Genomic DNA, 18,125 nt, shown 5'->3' on the forward strand with positions numbered 1-18,125 from the left:
TCAGTGAGTCTCGGTGTGTTCGGCCTGCAAGGCCTCGCGTCGAATGCGCCAGTCTTCCAGCGCCATGCGTGCGCGCGCATGCCGCGCCTGATCGCGCAACGCCGGCGAGGGCGAATCGTCGGCATGCAGCACGCCCTGCGACCAGCGGTAGAAAGTCGGATCGGCGAGATGCGTCACCGCGCCCGCCGCACCGATCGCCAGCCCCTGGCCACCATCCTGCCGATTGAACGTCAACGCCATCGGCGAGGTCGTCGGCGCGTACAGGTCGCGCCCCATCCATGGCACCTCGGCGGCGGACAGCGAATGCGCCCATAGCGTGGGGAAGATGTCGCGGTGGCTGGCCCAGTCCTCGGTTCGAGCTTCGCCCTGCCCGCGATAGCGCGGCGGAATCCACATCAATATCGGCACGCCGAATTGATCGAACAAGTCATGGGCGTCGGGGTAACGAATCAACGAGCGCGAATTGTGATCGCCGGTGGCCGCGAACAGCGTGTGATCCATCAAGCCAGCGTCCTCGAGACGGTTCAGGAAGCGGCCCATGCTGTCGTTGGCATACTGGTACGTCTCGAGAATCGAGGTCCCGAATGCCGGCGACACGGCCAGGGCATCGCCAAGACGCGAGACATCCAGCGGCGCGGGATCGTAATGCTCGGGAATCCGGTAAGGCGGGTGATTGGTGATCGAGAGCATCACCAGCATCACCTTTTCGCCGTTGGCCTCGGCTTCCTGCAGCAACGCCTCGCCATAGCGGAACATCCACTCGTCATAGAGCCCCCAGGTGCTGCCCCGGGCCTCGGGGAAGCGTTCGCGAATGGCGTTTTCACCCAGCACCTCATCGAAGCCCTGGCGCTTCAAGGCATCGTCGAGGTTGCGCCATTGCGTCGAGCCGGCGGTGAGGAACACGGTGCGATAGCCGGCGCGTTCATACGGCAGCGCGACGGAGGTGGAGAAGCGATGATACCCATGCCGGCTCTGGGTCAGCGGGCTGATCGGGGTATCCAGCAGCATGCCTTCGAGGCTGGGATGCGTGCCATTCTCCGCCGATAGCGCATGCGGAAAATAGTCCGCCTTGTCTTCCACCCAGGGGCGCAGATGCCCCAGAAGATCATTGTGCGCGGGGTCGTCGAAATCCATCGGCCGTCGTCCCCAGCTTTCCATCACGCTCACCACGACGTGCGGCGGTCGAGCGGCCGCCGCGGGACGTTCGGGTGTGGTCTGCTGCATCCGCTCGCGCACCTCGCCGGGCGTATCGACCTGCGACCAGCCCAGCGCGCGTGCGGCGGCCTGGGGAGACGCGAAACCGAAACGCGTCAATCCGGACTCCGGGTCGTCGCTGCCGATGGCATCCACGCCACGTTCTTTCCATGCCAGATACAACGCCTGGGGGCCGCTGGGCACCAGGTCATTGACGAAGGCATTGCCGGACACCGACATGTGCATCTCGCGCAGCGGGAAGGTGCCCAGGGTGCCGCGGCCCAACCCGATCAGCGCGACCAGCGACACCACGACCAGCAGCGTCGCGCGGGCAGGTCCCAACGGCGCCCTTGCACGCCGGCGACCCCGGCGCATCAGCGCGATCTGGGTGCCCGTCATGCCGACGAGCACCACGACGAGAGGCACCAGCGGGTAATCGCTCCACACCGTTTCCAGCACGGCCTGGGTGTCATCCTCGAACAGCCCGAAGATCAGCGCGTTGATGGGCCCCTGGTAGAAGCCGAAGAAGAAATGATTGATCAGCGCCAGCACATTGACCAGCGCCATGATCGCGACGGCCCAGGCCAGCCATACACGGCGCCAGGCGGCGATCAAATACCGTGGCAGCGGCAGCAATGCCGTCGCGATCAGTAACCACGGCCCCAGCAAGACCGCCATGATCTTGGCGTCGAAGCGCAGCCCCATCCAGAACGCATCGAACACCTCCCCCTGAGATGCATCCAGGGGCGTCGGGGCATTGACCCACAGCAACAGCGCGCGCATCAGTGTCAGTGTCGCCACGCCGATCAGGCCCAGACGCCAGAGCTGACGGTTCAATTCGCGCCAGTGCTGCCAGCGCGATATCGTCACGGAATCGTTATACATTTGTCATCTCGATCTGGTAAGCGCGCACACTATACCGATCTCGAGGGCCACTGGCGATACGTTAGCGGACTAACTGGAAGACCGATAAGGAAAGGAGGGCGTCGGGGAAACGGCGCATCAGCGCAGGAAACGAGGGACCACAAACGACGACGCGCGGCCGAAGCCGCGCGTCGCGATACCTGTCTGCCCCTGCCGTGTCACGGGCAGGGACCGCTTTGCAGGTTGGCCTGGGTCACGTTGCTGCCCGGCTCCACGTCGCGTGTCAGCCAGACGTTGCCGCCGATGATCGAGCCCTTGCCGATGGTGATGCGCCCGAGGATCGTGGCCCCGGCGTAGATGACCACGTCGTCTTCGACCACCGGGTGGCGCGGCAGGCCTTTTTCGAGGTGGCCACGCTCGTCCGCCGGGAAGCGCTTGGCGCCCAGCGTCACCGCCTGATAGAGACGCACGTTGTTGCCGATGATCGCGGTCTCGCCGATGACCACGCCGGTGCCGTGGTCGATGAAGAACCCTTCGCCGATGGTCGCGCCCGGGTGAATGTCGATGCCCGTGTCGGAATGCGCGATTTCCGCAATCATGCGCGCCAGCAGCGAAAGATCCGCCTGATAGAAGTAATTGGCGATACGGTGGTGAATCACCGCATGCACGCCCGGATAGCACAGCAGCACCTCATCGACGCTGCGCGCCGCGGGATCGCCGTGGTAGGCGGCCATCACGTCGGCATCGAGTTGACGACGCAGCTCGGGCAGGCCGGCCGCAAACCCCTGCACGACCTCCACCGCACGCGCCTGGGTGTCGCCGGCATCACGCCCCAGCTGCCGGGCGATGTACTTCAGCTCCAGGCAGACCTCGTGACATAGCGCGTTGAGGGTGGCATCCAGCGTGTGGCCGACATAGAAATCCTCGCTCTCGCGACGCAGATCGCTCGGCCCCAGGCGCATCGGAAACAGCGCGCCGATCAGGTCGTCGGTAATCGCTCGAATGGCGCTTCGCGACGGCAGTTCGCGACAGCCACGCTCGCGTGAACGCCCATGACGCTCGCGCCAGGTTTCACGGGTGGCCCTCAGTTGCGTCACGATTTCATCAAGCTGCCAATCGACGTTATGCATACCCTCACCGTGTCATCAATGGTTGCGAAAGACTCATGATAAGCCGACTCATGGTCGAGTGCGACCTTGTCGCGTCCTCGCAGCCTGCATGAAAAATGCCCTCCCCACGAGCGCGGGAAGGGCATGGAAGAACGCGTTCAGCCCGTGATCACTGACCGAAAAGCGAACGTACGTCTTTTGCTTCCCAATGCGGGAAATGCTTGCGGATCAAGGCATTGAACTCGATTTCGAAGGCCTGCCAGTCCACTTCGCCGGTGTTGCCGGCGCCTTCCGCCGCGCCGCGCACCATGCCCGCGCCGACGGTCACGTTGGTCATGCGGTCGATGACGATGAAGCTGCCGGTGCCCGGGCTCACGCGGTAGTCGTCCACCGGCAGCGTGCCCGCCACCTCGACGCGGCAGCGGCCGATGGCGTTGAGCGCCAGCCGTTCGGCGGCGTGGTGCTCGAGCGTGTTGACGTCGGTCTGGTAGTCGATCCGGGTGATCTTGCCCGCCAGGTCCCGCGTGGCGAGCTTGAGGTCGTACAGCCGGCCGGGCTCCAGCGCGGTGTCGTGCATCCACACGATGTCCGCCTCGAAGGCGTCGGCCAGCGGTACCTCGGCGTCCTCGGCGACCAGCCAGTCCCCCCGCGAGATGTCGATCTCGTCGTCGAGCGTGACGGTGATCGCCTGCCCCGGATAGGCCTCCTCGAGGTCGCCGTCGAAGGTGACGATGCGTGCCACCGTGGAGGCCTTGCCCGAGGGCAGCACCTTGACGCGCTGGCCGGGCCGCAGGATGCCGGCCTCGAGCGTGCCGCAGTAGCCGCGGAAGTCGAGGTGCGGGCGGTTGACGTACTGCACCGGCAGCCGCAGGTCCGTGAGGTTCTTGTCGTGCGTGACCTCGACGGTCTCCAGCAAATGGAGCAGCGCCGGGCCCTCGTACCAGCTCATGGCCTCGCTCTTGTTGACGACGTTGTCGCCTTCCAGCGCGGACAGCGGCACGAAGTGGATGTCCGGGGCGTTGAGCTTGGCGGCGAATTCGCGGTACTCGGCGACGATCTCGTCGAAGCGCGCCTGGGAGTAGTCGACCAGGTCCATCTTGTTGACCGCGATCACCAGGTGCTGGATGCCCAGCAGGTCGGCGATGAAGCTGTGCCGCCGGGTCTGGGTCTGCACGCCGTGACGGGCGTCGATCAGGATCACCGCGAGGCTGGCCGTGGAGGCGCCGGTGGCCATGTTGCGGGTGTACTGCTCGTGCCCGGGGGTGTCGGCGATGATGAACTTGCGCTTGTCGGTGGAGAAGTACCGGTACGCGACATCGATGGTGATGCCCTGCTCGCGCTCGGACTGCAGGCCGTCGACGAGCAGCGCCAGGTCGACCTGGTCGCCGGTGGTGCCGCTGGTCCTGGAGGCCTGGGTGATCGCCGCCAGCTGATCCTCGTAGATCATCTTGGAGTCGTGCAGCAGGCGCCCGATCAGGGTCGATTTGCCGTCGTCGACGCTCCCGCAGGTGATGAAGCGCAGCAGGTCTTTCTGCTCGTGTTCCTGCAGGTAGGACTCGATATCCTCGGCGATGAGCGATGACTGGTGTGACATTAGAAGTATCCCTCGCGCTTCTTGCGCTCCATGCTGCCGGCCTGGTCGTGGTCGATGGCGCGGCCGGAGCGCTCGCTGGTGCGGGTGAGCAGCATTTCCTGGATGATCTCGGGCAGTGTGGCGGCGGTGGATTCCACGGCCCCGGTGAGCGGGTAGCAGCCGAGCGTGCGGAAGCGCACCCACTTCTCCTCGGGGACCTCGCCGTCTTCGAGCGGCAGGCGCTCGTCGTCGACCATGATCTGCATGCCGTCGCGCTCGACCACCGGGCGCGGGGCGGCGTAGTACAGCGGGACGATGGGGATCGACTCGAGGTAGATGTACTGCCAGATGTCCAGCTCGGTCCAGTTGGAGAGCGGGAAGACGCGAATCGACTCGCCCTTCTGCACCTTGCCGTTGTAGATGTTCCACAGCTCCGGGCGCTGGCTCTTGGGGTCCCAGCGGTGGTGCTTGTCACGGAAGGAGTAGACGCGCTCCTTGGCGCGCGAGGCTTCCTCGTCGCGGCGGGCGCCGCCGAAGGCGGCATCGAAGCCGTACTTGTCCAGCGCCTGCTTGAGCGACTGGGTCTTCATCACGTCGGTGTACTTGGCGCTGCCGTGATCGAAGGGATTGATGCCGGCGGCCCGGCCTTCCTCGTTGATGTGCTCGATCAACTCCATCCCGACCTCCGCGGCCATGCGGTCGCGAAACTCGATCATTTCCTTGAACTTCCAGGTGGTGTTGACGTGCATCAGCGGGAACGGCGGCGTGCCGGGGTAAAACGCCTTGCGTGCCAGATGCAGCATCACCGACGAATCCTTGCCAATGGAGTACAGCATCACCGGGTTGGCGAATTCGGCGGCCACTTCGCGGATGATATGGATCGATTCCGCCTCAAGCTGCTTGAGGTGGGTCTGTCGCTCGGGAGAAAGCATCGCGATTCGGCAACCTCTCTTGAACACGGCCGCCGCATGGCGCGAGACATGCCACATGGCGGCGAAAACGAGTAAAGCCCCGCGTGCCTGCTCACAGCACGTCTGCTCACACCACGGGGACCGATCATGGCGGCCACGTTACCCAGAGACACATGATAACGTCAAAGAATTAAGGACTATCTTTTAAGTACACAAAGGCATAAAGGGCTGCGACTGTCACGCTCACGGATCGACGCGCTCGACCCAGGTCGAGAGCCGTTCGCCTTCCAGATCGATCACCCGGAACCCGGGACGCGAGGCTTCGTCCAGGGCGAAGTCCGCCTGTCGCGGCAGGAACTGGTCCGCCGTGGCGGGACAGCCGTACACGGCGATCTCGCCTTGCGACGACGCATGCCGTGCGGCGAAGGCCTGGTGGATATGCCCGCATAGAATCGCGCGCACCTGGCCATAGGCGGCCAGGGTCTGCCATAGCGCTTCACGGTCCGCCAGGCCCAGGGCATCCATCCAGGCCGAGCCGATTTCCAGCGGGGGATGGTGCATGGCCAGCAAGGTGGGCCGGTCGTCTTCCTCGAGGCGCGCGGCCAGATCCTGCAGGGGGCCCTGTCCGAGCTCGCCGGCCGCCTGCCCCGGCACGCGGGAGTCGAGCAACAGCAGTCGCCACTCGCCCAGGTCGAGCTCGTCGTGAAACGGGTGCAGCTCCGCCATGAATTCGGGATGGTCGTGGTTGCCGGTCATCCAGAACCAGGGGCATTCGAACGCCGAGAACACCTCGTAGGCGTGGCGGTATGCAGCGGGCGACTCGTCCTGGCTGATGTCGCCGGTGACCAGCACGATGTCCGGGCGCAACTGCCGCGCCCGCGCGACGACGGCACGCAACTGATGCAGGGGATAGCCGATGCGCGAACGGGCTTCCGGATTGGCACACAGGTGGCAGTCGCTGATCTGGACCAGACGCATCACGGCAGCTCCGGCACGTCCGCGGTCAACCCATGGGCCAGACCATGTTCCAGCCATTCGCCCAGGAACCGGTTGAGCTGCAGTTTCTCGTCGGGTTGGTGCATGCGTGCGTTGGGATAGCGGTAGCGTCCCTGGAAATGGCGCTGGCGCTGAAAGTCGGTGACTTCGGCCATGCGCGCATCGTGATACAGATGCACGCGCATGCGCGGTGACTCGATGATCCCGTCCAGCACGCCGCTTTGCGAGACACGACAAATCGTCGTATAAGGCGCGCACTCGAGGACTTCCAGCCACAGCGAACCGAAACGACGGTGCTCGCCGGCCAGGGCGACCTCACGGGTTTCCCCTGCCTCCAGGTCGCCGAGCAGACGGCTCAGGCGCAGATAGTTGGCGGTGCACTCCCCCTGGAGCGACTTGAGGTCATTGACATATGCCGTTTTCGCCATCGTCTACCTCCTTGCCCGCAAGGATGGCCGTTCGCGCACCAGCCAATGCATGCCGATCAGCGCCATCGCGTTGTCGATGGCGCCCCGTTCGAGTAACGCCCACGCCTCGGCAAATGCCATGACGTGGACCAGGATGTCTTCGTGTTCTTCCGCGAGGCCGTGCACGCCGCCGAGGCCCTGACTGTCGATCAGACCGCAATACAGCGTGACGCGTTCGGTGCAGGCCCCGGGGCTCGGGTAATAGGTGTGCAGTTCGATCAGCTCGTCGATCTCGCAACCGGCTTCTTCCTGCGCTTCACGTCGTGCGACTTCGGCCGTGGTCTCGCCGGGATCGACCAGACCGGCCACTGGCTCGAGCTTCCAGGGGCTGCAGGGATCGTCCAGCGCACCGGCGCGGATCTGCTCGACGAGCACCACATTGTCCCGCCCGGGGTCGTAGAGCAGCACGCCCACCGCGTCGTGGCGAACATGCACTTCGCGGACCACCCGCTCGCTCCAGCTGCCGTCGAAGCGGCGATGCCGGTAATGCCGCCGCTCGAGCCGGAAAAACCCCGTTTGCAAGGGCTCGTCGTGGCGCGCCTCGACGGCCTCGTGCGCGTAACGTGGCGCGTGGGGATGAGACTGTTCGGCCATGACGCCTCCTGACAGTGAGGCCGTGGGGAGGCGAAACGGCCCGCAGGCGCTTCGTCCCGATGCACGGCACAATGCGCCTCATTATCCCGACGCCGCGCGGCAATGCCAACCGCGCGGCTCATGTATTACGACAATTCCTTCAATAGTTGCCGCGCCCGCTCGCGCAGCGCTTCGTCCGAGGCACGGCCGTCGCGGGCCTTGCCCTCCACCGCGAGACGCGCATGCCGACGCGCCTCGTCGAGGCGGCCCTCGTCGCGCAGATAGGTCGCATAGAAGTAATGCGTGTCGATGCCATCGCCGCGGATGTCCACGGCACGGCGCAGCAAGGTCTCCGCCTTGTCATCATCGCCGAACGCCACCGGCCACCCCGGCGCACGGTCGTAGAGCGCGCCCAGCGTCACATAGGCCGAAGCATCGTCGCCACGCGGGTCGAGCTCGATGGCGCGCTCCAGCGCCCGGCGTGCTCGCTTGGCCAGGTCCAGGGCGCCCAGTCCGCCTTTCGCCTTGGCGTACGACGCCAGCACCACGCCCTTGGCGGTCAACACGCGTGCGCTATCGGGATGCGCCTCGGCCAGTGCCTCGGCATCCTCCGCCAGGCGTGCGAAGGCCTTTTCCTGCGCCGCGCCCTGCATGGTGTACTCCACGTTGCCCCAGCGGGACATCAACGGATACACCCCATCTCCGGCGCTTTCGCCCCAGGCCGGCGCACCGAGCCCCGCCCCCAGTAACGCGACCAGCAAGACAGCCCCCACTTTTCGCGACGCGCGACGACGCGCTGCGCAATACGACGTGACAAGACGAGCTTTCATGACGACCTCCAGCGTGTTGCCCCATGGGGCGTGATCGATACCTCCAGAAATGTAACGAACGTTTGACTCAATCGCGACGTCGATTCGTCGTAGTGGCCACGTTCATAGCCCGACATCGGGCTTGGCGTACCGACGCGGCTTGCGTAGGGTAAGCACTCCACGCTCTGGAGGTAGGCATGAAAGGCCGCAACATGACTCGCTGGCGCGATCCGGCCAAGGATCCACGCCAGGAAAAGAAAAGCTCATTGATCACGGCACGGGGCTATGCCCGGCTCAAGGGCATCCACGAGCACCTTTCCCGCGTCAAGCGTCCCGCCCTCTCCACCAAGGTCGGTGAGGCGGCCGCGCTCGGCGACCGTAGCGAAAACGCCGACTACACCTACAACAAGAAGGAACTCAATCGCGTCATTGCGCGTATTCGCTACCTGGGCAAGCGCCTCGACGAACTCCAGGTCGTCGATCGCCTGCCCGCGGATACCTCACGCGTCTATTTCGGCGCCTACGTGACGCTGGAGGATGACGACGGCGAGGAAATGACGATCCGCATCGTCGGTCACGACGAAACCGATACCGACAAGCGCTGGATCAGTGTCGACGCCCCGCTCGCCCAAGCCATGCTCGGCAAGGGACTCGACGAGGACGTCACCGTCAACGCGCCGGGCGGCGACACCACCTACATCATCACGGACATCGCCTACGACCCCGAGGCCTGAGCCGGGCCTGGTGCAGCGTCAGCGTCTCGTCTTCACCGCCTGGTAGACCCGAAAACGCCGATCGTCGGCCAGCACCGTGAACTCGCCGAAGGCGTCTTCCAGCCAGCGTGGGTACGGCAGGAAGGCATTGGCCACCAGCACCAGGCGTCCGCCGGGCACGAGCCGGGCCGGGGCTTCGCGGATCAGACGCTCCGCGGGGCCGTAGTCGATGGCGCGCTGCTGATGGAACGGCGGGTTGCTGACGATGGCGTCGTAGCTACCCGAGACGTCACCGAAGACATCGCTTTGCCAGGCCTCTCCCGCGACCCCGTTGGCCTGAAAGGTGCGCCGCGTCGCCGCCACCGCGAAGGCGTCGAGATCCACCGCCGCGACCTGCGCGCCCCGTACGCCGAGCCATGCGCCGAGAATGCCGTCGCCGCAGCCCACATCGAGCACGCGCTGTCCCGCGGGATCGCCCAATGCCGTGGGCAGCACTTCAAGCAGTTGTCGCGTGCCGTCATCCAGCTTGCCATGACCGAAGACGCCGGGATGACTTTCCAGGGTCAGTCCCGCCGCCTCGAAGCGTGTCCAGGCCGCCTCCGGCGACAACGCCAACCGCGCGGTGCGCGTGGCATACAAGGTGCAGCGTCGAGCGCTGTCCACCTTGCGGCACCCCAGGCCCAGCGCCGCCAGCGACTTGAGCACGCGCTTGACCCCGCCCTGGTGCTCGCCGACCACTTGCAGCGGCGTCCCCTCGGGAAGCGCGGCACACAGCGCCAGCAGCCACCACTCGCCCAGCGCATGCGTCTTGGGCCAGAACAGCACGGCGCCGGGCACCGGTGCGGTCAAGGTCGGTGCCAGATCAGCATGCACGGGACGTCCGCGCGCGCGCCAGGCCTGGCAAATCGTGGCATCGGCACTCCAGACGCTGCCGCCCACGGTGTGCAGCCACGCATCGTGGGGGGGCGCGACCCACAACCAGTCGCGATACGCCTCCGACTGGCGCTCGAGCAATTGACAAGGGGGCGTCTCGGCGCTCATGACGCGGTCTCCGGTTTGAACAATGTGTAATGCAGATAACGGCCCAGCCGCCAGTGAGGGTCTTGCTGACAGTAACGACACTCGAGCTCGATGAGCTGGTCGAGCTTTTCGGGCGAGACATCGCGGTCGGCCAGATAGTCATGGAAGATACGCACTCCCGTGACCGAGACCAGCGACAGCCCCGCCTCCTGGCTCCACGCGCGCACCTGGGCATCGGTGAGCGGTGAGATCGGCGTCAGGCGCTGGCGCTTGCCCAGCCCCTCCAGACGGTCGTCGAGCGCCTTGGCGAGATTGCCCTTGACCACATTGGAAAAGCGCAGCGCATCGCGATTGAAGACCATCACCGACAGGTACCCGCCAGGCGCCAGCAGCGACGCCAGGCGCGCAAAGGCGTCACGCGGCTCGGCCAGCCATTCCAGTACCGCATGGCAGACGATCAGCCCCCAGGGGCCGGGTGCACGCTCGGCCAGCGTTTGCCAGGTGGCATCCAGCGCCGTGACCGCCAGCCCCGCCACCCTGTCCATGGCACGTTCGCGCATGTCCCGGGAGGGCTCGACCAGGGTCACGGCATGCCCGCGCCGGGCCAGCCACTCGCTCATCTGCCCCAGACCGGCGCCCACGTCCAGCGCCGGACGAGCGTCGGCGGGCAACTCACGGGGCAGGACATGCTCGAGCACCGCCAGGCGAATCGCGCCACGCGGCGTGCCGTACAAGCCGGCGGCGAACTTGTCGGCCAGGCCGTCGAAGACCCGATCGCGCTTGGCGGCATCATCGGCCGCCTCCTCGTGCTTCGCTCTGCCCACTGACCTCACCTATCATGCAAACGTTATAAAATGTCGGCATTTGCCGACACTTTTCGGGGCAATGTCTGGCGCCGGAATACCAAAAACGGGTAGTCTAGCGTTGCTGGGGGGTCGCCTCCAGCCCAGAGCACCCGGGGCTTTCGTGCATGGCGACCGGTACCGGGCCCGCCAGCGCATGCCACGGCAAGTCATTGTATCGCGGCCCGGCCTTCGACCGGTGACACCACGCCATCACCACGCCGCCGCGTGGAGAACGCATAGGACACGAGACCCTTGGCTCCACACACCTTGCCGCCGTCACTGACCGAGCTGCTGGAAGTCCCTGGCATCGCCCTCACGATTGCCGATGGCGACCTGCCCGGCTGTCCGCTGGTGTTCGCCAATAAAGGGTTCGAACAGCTGACAGGCTATACGCGCGAGGAAGTGCTGGGACGCTCATGCCGCCTGCTGCAGACGGTCGACCTCGCCCCCGAGGCGAGTCATTGCCTGCGTCGCGCCATCGAACACCGCACTCCGGTGACGATGACCCATGAAAACCGTCGCAAGGATGGCTCGCGATACGATAACGAGCTCACGTTGGCACCCTTGTACAGCCGCGACGGTCACTGCTACCTGGTCGGCGTGCAGCGCGATGTCAGCCAACGGCTGCGCCCGCGAACGCGCTGGCGACACCAGAGCCGCCTGCTCGATCGACTCAACGCCCAGGTGCCCGGTGTGCTGTTCCACTACCGGCAGGCCCCCGACGGTCGCGGTGACTTCCCTCACGTCAGTGAACGCCTGGCCGATTACTGCGGCCTCGAGCGTATGGCATTGACGCACGACGCCGAATGCTTCTTCTCCCGGATCGAGGACGACGATCGCACGCGACTGCGTGTCTCGCTGACATCCTCCGCCACCTCGCTGCGGTTATGCCAGGTCGTCTTTCGCTATCATCATCCCACTCGCGGGCTACGCTGGCTGGAATGCTCCGCCGTGCCCACCCGCTTGTCCAACGGCGGCACGCTGTGGCATGGCTACACGACCGACGTCACTGCACGCAAGCTCGCCACGGAGCGCATGGCGCTGGCCGAAACGGTCTTCGACAGCACCCACGACGGCATTCTCGTGACCGATGCCGACAAGCGCATCATCGACGTCAATCCCGCTTTCACGAAGCTCACCGGCTACAGTGCCGACGAAGCCCTGGGACGCAAGCCGCACCTGCTGTCCTCGGGCAAGCACGATGCGAACTTCTACCACAACCTGTTCGCCACGGTGCATCAGCAAGGCTACTGGACAGGCGATATCTGGAATGTGCGCAAGGATGGCCGCCAGTTGATCGAAAACGCCACCATTTCGGCGATCCACGATGCCGACGGCACCATCACGCACTATATCGCCGTCTTTCGCGACATCACCCAAAAGCACCTGAAGCAGGCGCGCCTGGAACGACGCGCGATCTACGACCCGCTCACGGGCCTGTTCAATCGCGAACACTTCGGCGATGCACTGGAAAATCTGCTCTCCGGGCTTTCCTACACCGGCATCGGAATCGCCGTCCTGTTCATCGACCTCGACGACTTCAAGCCGGTCAATGACACCTATGGCCATGCCGCCGGCGATGACGCCCTCGTGACCATCGCCCAACGGCTCAAGCAACAGACGCGCAGCACCGACCTGGTCGCCCGTCTGGGCGGCGACGAATTCGTCATCGCACTGGCAGGCATGCGCAGCGCGGAAAAGGCCGAAAAGGTCGCCTTCAAGATTCTCGATGATCTGATCAGCCCCATCGCGCTGCGCGGCGAACATGCCATCACGCTTTCCGCCTCGGTGGGCATCGCCTATACCGACGACAGCCGCTTTGCCCCGGACGCCCTGATCGCCGCCGCCGACAGCGCGATGTACGAAGCCAAGAGTCGTGGCAAGAATCAGGTCGCCATCACCGAGCATCAGCAAGCCAACGGCGACGATCTCTACACCCGACTACAGACCGCGCTGGACGACGGTGAGCTGGCCCTTTTCTATCAGCCGATTCTCTCGTTGAATGACGAACGCATCGTCAGCTTCGAGGCCCTGGTGCGCTGGTACCACCCCGAGCAGGGCTTGCTCGCGCCGCACCATTTCATCGATATCGTCAATCATTCGTCGCTGGAGCGGGTCTATAGTGCCTGGCTGGTCAACCAGGCCGCGCATACCGTACAGCGCTTTCAGGCACGCGACATGGCGGTGACCGTCAGCATCAACGTGACGCGCGACCAGGTCGAATCCGGCCAGCTCGCCGACGACATGGCACAGGCTCGCGAACGTCACGCCCTCGCTTCGCCCTTTCTCAACGTGGAAGTGGTGGAAACCGCCCAGTTCCACGACATCGACCTGGCGTACAACCAGCTTCAGCATGCCCGTCGACTCGGCGCGCAAATCGCCCTCGACGACTTCGGCTCCGGCGTATCCTCGCTGACATATGCCAGCCAGCTCCCCATCGACATCGTGAAGATCGACCAGGCGGTGATTCGCCACCTCGCCGAGCGTCCCCAGCAACGCCGCTACGTCAGCGGCATCATCGACATGGCCCACGCCATGCAGCGCGTCGTCCTGGCCGAAGGCGTCGAAAGCGTCGAACAGCTGGATGTACTGCGGCAGCTGGGCTGCGACATGGTACAGGGCTTTCTCATCGGCCATCCCCTGCCCAGCCAGGAACTCGAAGCTCACTATCTCGCCGAGGACGCAGAGCCGCTCTATCCGCTGGCGCTTCTCGCAGAGTCCAGGCAAAACGTGGGTTTATCCCAGGCGCCCGGGCGCTTATAATGCCCACCCGATCACGCCCCCGTAGCTCAGCTGGATAGAGCAATCCCCTCCTAAGGGATAGGTCATAGGTTCGAATCCTATCGGGGGCGCCATCGAACAATTCTTTACAGTTCCTCGAAATTCTCAGCATGATGACCACTTCCCCCCTAGCGAGCGAATGGGGTTGGATCCAACGGTCGTCCATTTCAGCCTGGGGTGCACCGAAGCTCATTCGGCCAAGTGGCGGCGGATCCACGTGGGCACATCGACCGTTTCGATACCTTGGGTTTGATTGAAAGTCGCTTTCTTTGGCCAGGCGACGCCAACGCCTGCCGCGAAAACAGCGCGGTACTTGAGCAGATTGTTTTCGGGATCGGCGCAGAGGGCATCGCCAAGGTAGGGAATCGACCAAGTTTGACGCTTGAAGGGGCGGCCGAGTTGGCGCTCCAGCTCATCGGCTATCTCCCCGTAGCTTATAGTGTCGCCTGCGACGAATACGGTTTCGTTCTTGAAGCGTGGCTCATGAAACAGAATTGCCGCCGTGAGGCGACCGATATCTTCCGGTGTGGTCACGGTAACCTGGTTATCCCAACTACCCAGCGCATGAACCTCGCTTTGCTCAAGATCCACGACACCGAAAGCGGGCTCGAACAGGAAGCTGGTGAACATGCCAGTTGCCACGATGAGCCACTCTGTGCGGCTTTGAGCGCGGAGCAGGTCGCGTACATCGAGTTGTTCATCGAACACATCCTGAGCGCTGCCACGGCCAATCGTGTCGTAGTCGACGCCAAACTGCCACGGCACATACCGTTTCACGCCGGCCTTGAGCACAGCCTTGGTGATCTTGGTCTGTGTGCCCCGGCCAGCCGAAAAGCCAATGCAGGAAATGACCGTATCGTAGGGAGCGAGAAGCGCCGCGAGCTCATCGGCACCGTTAGCGACCACATCGCCCGCAACGGTCTCGATGCCTAATGCCTTCAGTTGACCGATTCGCTGCTTCTTGATCGTATCTGTAGTTTCTATCGTGGGCTGTCTCAACAGGGCGTAGACACGCGCTGATTGACGCTCGCGAGCCTGATTGGCCAGATGGCGCAGCACTTCGAAACCTAGCTCTCCGGCACCGAGTACCAGTATGGATTCCTTCCTGTCTGTGTGATTCATGCTATCTCCAACATTGACGGCTCAGCTCGAGATAGCGGATGTTTGCACATCAGGATTCCCCACATAAGTAGGTACATCAGTGATACCGCAAGGCGAAGACGACCTGCTCGCTCGCTCCCGAGCACTCTGCGATGCGATGGAAGACGAGGACGACTGGCTCAAAAGAGAAGTGCTATCCCACGCTGGCAATCGCTGGGCTTTTGGGGTGATTCACTCGCTCAAGGAAGGGGGCAAACTCAGGCACGCCGAGATCCGACGCAGGCTCGGCGGGGTTACACAGCGGATGCTGACAAGAACGCTACGACAGCTCGAGCGTGATGGGCTGATCCATCGCCAGGATCATCAGGAAGTCCCGCCGCATGTCGAATACGAGCTGACCCGGCTGGGGGAGGAATTTCTCCTAAAGATCATCCCGATGTGGCTTTGGATCTTCGAACACGCGGAAGATTTCCGTCAGGCCAGGAAAGAGCATTCGACGGCAGCGAGTGAGTAGCGAAACGATTCATTGCCCAGCCCATCCAACGAGTCGCACCCTGTGGCCACCTCATCCCTCCTCCCAGCCTGTTGCCTTTCTGCGCGCTGTCGACACCCCGCCCCGCCAGCGGGCTAAAGGGCCGGTTGATTCGGGTGACCCCATGAGAAGCCTAATAAATCTTCATGGCATATCGATTGGTATAAGCGCCCCCCGCATAAAATCTTTTATAAAACAATAACTCACCATAAAATAGAATCCTTCTGGGGCGCCATCGCAAGGCACGCCAATACCGCATTTCTCCTCATCTTGACGGGCTCCGCTCCATCTGCCCTCGCCCTCAGCCAAGACCGAGGCCAGCGCCGACAGTCGAAGGCCAGTAGAACGCCGTTTGCCGATGCGGAAACGCATCGCGCTGGTTCCTTGCGGACGTCGCCCGGCTTTGCGCCAGGCGCTTTCTGACAAGGATTAATCGGAGTGGGAGTTGATGAAGCTATCAACGACCTTGCCGGACTCCTGAACCCTGTCACAGAGCTCAGGTGATGGCTGCTGCTCGGGATTCTCTTCCAAGCTTTCCAGCTCCGCGTAGGTGCTCTCGTAGTCATATCGCTCACGAAGTGCCTCGAACTCGCTTCGATACTTTTCGAGAACCGACTCTGGGTCATCGACCCCCTCCAGAAACGCAAGGAAAGAGGCTCGCTTCTCCATCATTGATGATCGAATGCCATCCCGACTGCATTCGATATCAGCGGCGCTGTCAGGCGCCGAGACGAAGGAAATCGCCATGGTCACGATCACGGCACCCACCGGCCAAAAAGTGTTCATGTCACACCCCTGATTGTTAGAAGAACGAAACCTCTCGAACTTGCATTAGACCACCAACTGAATCGCTGCAACCGATTCCTATCCGATACCCGCCGCCATTCACCTCTTGACCAGCACAACGGCGAGCGCCCGTCCGGGCTATGGCGAAAGCGATCCGTCAGGTCCCCACGCAAGAACACGTTATCGGGTTGACCATCAGCAGGGCATGCCGCTTTCTGGGTATCAGCCGCCAGGCCTGGTATCAGGCGGAGCGGACGTTGCAAAAAAGCGTGCAGACCGGGATCTGAGAGTGATCGTTTTTGTCCGCAAGAGTTGCCTTTACCAGATGAGGTCAATCAGGGGGACTTGCGGGCATCATGACGCCATTATCTCGCTAATTAAGTCATGAGACATTTGCGTTGAGCTACGCGCTCGCCCCCGGTAGGATAGCGCGGCCTTTCGGGGCTAATTAAAATTCGATATACGCAAGGGAACACCATGACTCTCAAAAAAACGGCAGCCGCCATTTGCGCGGCGGGGATGGTATCGCTTTCAGGTTGCGCCAGCATCGTGGGCGATACGGACCAGCAGATCACGATCAACAGCACGCCTTCGAAGGCGGACGTGGTGATTTCCGACGAACATAGCCAGGAAGTCTTTCAAGGCACCACGCCGACGACCGTGACCTTGAAAAAGGCCGATGGCTCTTACTTCGGCGGCAAGAGCTATACCGTCGAGCTCAGCAAAGAAGGCTACGACTCGCGCGCAATTTCGATCACCAGTGCCCCCAACGGCTGGTATATCGGGGGCAATATTCTGTTCGGCGGCCTGATCGGCTGGCTGGTCGTCGACCCGCTGACCGGCGCCATGTACACCCTCAGTCCGGACGATATCGATGCGGGCCTTGGCGAGAGCGTGGCCAGCCATGACGGTGGCAAAACGCTGAACCTGGTGCTGACCGAAGACGTCCCCCAGGAACTTCGCAAGGACATGCGGTTGCTGGGCCAGCTGTAAGCATTCCCTATCGGTAGCACCTGGAAAGCCCGCGCTCGTCGCGGGCTTTTCGCGCCATGAGTCACACTACGGCGTTGCACACTTTGCGACACCGCTTGTCGCTACCCAGCGCAATACTCATGCCGTCTCGTCTTTATCGATAGGAGGTCGACATGAAAAACGGGGTGGTGACACATCTGGCATCGTATGTCGCGCGCAAGCGTGGCGATGTTCGAGACAAGGAATCCTGGGCACTAAAAGACGAACAGCTCGCCTTGTGGGAAGCGGATCGCAGGGTCTGGAGTGACGAAGTACCGCTGAATGCCGACTTGGCGGCGAGCCTGCCGCTGATCCCCGTGATCGACGACCGCCTCGTCACGGCGACTACCGATGGCCATGCGCTCTACTTCGATGCTCGCTTCAGCGCTACGCTGGATACGGCAAGCCGCCGCTACCTGCAGGCCCATCTGCTCTGGCACTGCGCTTTCGGCTATTTGCTGCCCGATGACCCGGAGCACGCTCTCTGGCATTTGGCATGGGATCACGAAATCAACAGCCTGCTGCTGCAACAAGGCTATGCCCTGCCCAGTTCGTCGGTGCTGTTCTTCGCCAAGGTCACGCGACCGGCGAACGAGGTATACGACTGGCTTTTGACCCACCCCGCCCTGGAGCAGGAACTCCCTACAGATAGACTCTGGCAGGAATGCCTGACGTCACCGTCATCGCGCCACGCTCGGCGTGATGCCGATTTCAGACTGGGCACGGTCGACCGGCGGCTGACGGAAAGCTGGCGCGCCCATACACGCATGCTGGCCAACGATTATCGATGCACCCAGCATCTGCCCATCCCGATTGCCAAACGCCTGCGCGACCTTTGAG

General features: G+C 63.4%; 17 protein-coding genes and 1 tRNA gene. 6 read left to right on the top strand and 12 right to left on the bottom strand.

The annotated features are described in order from the left end of the window. The 8 genes from CSAL_RS12920 to CSAL_RS12955 all read right to left on the bottom strand — a co-directional run bounded on the left by CSAL_RS12920 (position 1) and on the right by CSAL_RS12955 (position 8,517). Positions 1-2,079, bottom strand: a complete 2,079-nt coding sequence (locus tag CSAL_RS12920) for an LTA synthase family protein (protein WP_011507843.1) — start codon at positions 2,077-2,079, stop codon at positions 1-3. Positions 2,080-2,276: 197 nt separating this feature from the next. Further along, a complete protein-coding gene (epsC, locus tag CSAL_RS12925; protein WP_011507844.1) occupies positions 2,277-3,188 on the bottom strand; it encodes a serine O-acetyltransferase EpsC in 912 nt (303 codons plus the stop codon). Positions 3,189-3,336: 148 nt separating this feature from the next. Beyond that, positions 3,337-4,761 (bottom strand): sulfate adenylyltransferase subunit CysN, encoded by a 1,425-nt coding sequence (cysN, locus tag CSAL_RS12930; protein ID WP_011507845.1) that lies wholly within the window; start codon positions 4,759-4,761, stop codon positions 3,337-3,339. Next, positions 4,761-5,672, bottom strand: coding sequence for a sulfate adenylyltransferase subunit CysD (cysD, locus tag CSAL_RS12935; RefSeq protein ID WP_011507846.1), 912 nt, complete (start codon positions 5,670-5,672; stop codon positions 4,761-4,763). Before cysD ends, cysN begins: the two co-directional genes overlap by 1 nt. 222 nt (positions 5,673-5,894) lie before the next feature. Then, entirely contained in the window at positions 5,895-6,629 is a 735-nt protein-coding gene (locus CSAL_RS12940; protein ID WP_011507847.1) for a metallophosphoesterase, read from the bottom strand. After that, complete coding sequence (locus CSAL_RS12945; protein ID WP_011507848.1) at positions 6,629-7,075, bottom strand: DUF1249 domain-containing protein; 447 nt, start codon at positions 7,073-7,075, stop codon at positions 6,629-6,631. The genes CSAL_RS12940 and CSAL_RS12945 overlap by 1 nt, the downstream gene beginning before the upstream one ends. 3 nt (positions 7,076-7,078) lie before the next feature. Further along, on the bottom strand, positions 7,079-7,708 hold the full coding sequence (locus CSAL_RS12950; protein ID WP_011507849.1) for an NUDIX domain-containing protein: 630 nt from the start codon (positions 7,706-7,708) through the stop codon (positions 7,079-7,081). Between the two features lie 125 nt (positions 7,709-7,833). Beyond that, positions 7,834-8,517 (bottom strand): hypothetical protein, encoded by a 684-nt coding sequence (locus CSAL_RS12955; protein WP_011507850.1) that lies wholly within the window; start codon positions 8,515-8,517, stop codon positions 7,834-7,836. A 176-nt stretch (positions 8,518-8,693) separates the two neighbouring features. Here CSAL_RS12955 and greB point away from each other — a divergent pair, with 176 nt between their 5' ends. Continuing rightward, positions 8,694-9,230 carry a transcription elongation factor GreB gene (gene greB / locus CSAL_RS12960; RefSeq protein WP_011507851.1) on the top strand — a complete coding sequence of 179 codons (537 nt, stop codon included), beginning with the start codon at positions 8,694-8,696 and terminating at the stop codon, positions 9,228-9,230. Positions 9,231-9,248: 18 nt separating this feature from the next. On the opposite strand, the gene CSAL_RS12965 is transcribed toward greB, so the two are convergent. Both CSAL_RS12965 and CSAL_RS12970 read right to left on the bottom strand, forming a co-directional pair. Continuing rightward, positions 9,249-10,250 (bottom strand): methyltransferase, encoded by a 1,002-nt coding sequence (locus CSAL_RS12965; protein ID WP_011507852.1) that lies wholly within the window; start codon positions 10,248-10,250, stop codon positions 9,249-9,251. After that, complete coding sequence (locus CSAL_RS12970) at positions 10,247-11,053, bottom strand: methyltransferase domain-containing protein (RefSeq protein WP_011507853.1); 807 nt, start codon at positions 11,051-11,053, stop codon at positions 10,247-10,249. Before CSAL_RS12970 ends, CSAL_RS12965 begins: the two co-directional genes overlap by 4 nt. A 273-nt stretch (positions 11,054-11,326) precedes the next feature. Between CSAL_RS12970 and CSAL_RS12975 the strand changes: the two genes are divergently transcribed. Together CSAL_RS12975 and CSAL_RS12980 are read left to right on the top strand one after the other, a co-directional pair. Beyond that, positions 11,327-13,837 carry a sensor domain-containing protein gene (locus CSAL_RS12975; protein WP_011507854.1) on the top strand — a complete coding sequence of 837 codons (2,511 nt, stop codon included), beginning with the start codon at positions 11,327-11,329 and terminating at the stop codon, positions 13,835-13,837. A gap of 15 nt (positions 13,838-13,852) precedes the next feature. Further along, positions 13,853-13,929, top strand: a tRNA-Arg gene (locus CSAL_RS12980). 115 nt (positions 13,930-14,044) lie between these two features. On the opposite strand, the gene CSAL_RS12985 is transcribed toward CSAL_RS12980, so the two are convergent. Beyond that, positions 14,045-14,977, bottom strand: coding sequence for an aromatic alcohol reductase (locus tag CSAL_RS12985; RefSeq protein ID WP_011507855.1), 933 nt, complete (start codon positions 14,975-14,977; stop codon positions 14,045-14,047). Between the two features lie 136 nt (positions 14,978-15,113). Between CSAL_RS12985 and CSAL_RS12990 the strand changes: the two genes are divergently transcribed. Further along, positions 15,114-15,470 carry a winged helix-turn-helix transcriptional regulator gene (locus tag CSAL_RS12990; RefSeq protein ID WP_083831139.1) on the top strand — a complete coding sequence of 119 codons (357 nt, stop codon included), beginning with the start codon at positions 15,114-15,116 and terminating at the stop codon, positions 15,468-15,470. A gap of 447 nt (positions 15,471-15,917) precedes the next feature. Here CSAL_RS12990 and CSAL_RS12995 read toward each other — a convergent pair whose 3' ends face one another. Next, entirely contained in the window at positions 15,918-16,274 is a 357-nt protein-coding gene (locus CSAL_RS12995) for a hypothetical protein (RefSeq protein ID WP_011507858.1), read from the bottom strand. Between the two features lie 477 nt (positions 16,275-16,751). On the opposite strand from CSAL_RS12995, the gene CSAL_RS13000 reads away from it, so the two are divergent. Both CSAL_RS13000 and CSAL_RS17000 read left to right on the top strand, forming a co-directional pair. After that, entirely contained in the window at positions 16,752-17,267 is a 516-nt protein-coding gene (locus CSAL_RS13000) for a peptidase associated/transthyretin-like domain-containing protein (protein ID WP_011507859.1), read from the top strand. Between the two features lie 152 nt (positions 17,268-17,419). Continuing rightward, a complete protein-coding gene (locus tag CSAL_RS17000) occupies positions 17,420-18,124 on the top strand; it encodes a DUF2201 family putative metallopeptidase (RefSeq protein ID WP_011507860.1) in 705 nt (234 codons plus the stop codon). The last annotated feature ends 1 nt before the right edge of the window (position 18,125 follow it).

It is taken from the genome of Chromohalobacter israelensis DSM 3043, assembly GCF_000055785.1.
Classification (GTDB): Bacteria; Pseudomonadota; Gammaproteobacteria; order Pseudomonadales; family Halomonadaceae; genus Chromohalobacter; species Chromohalobacter israelensis.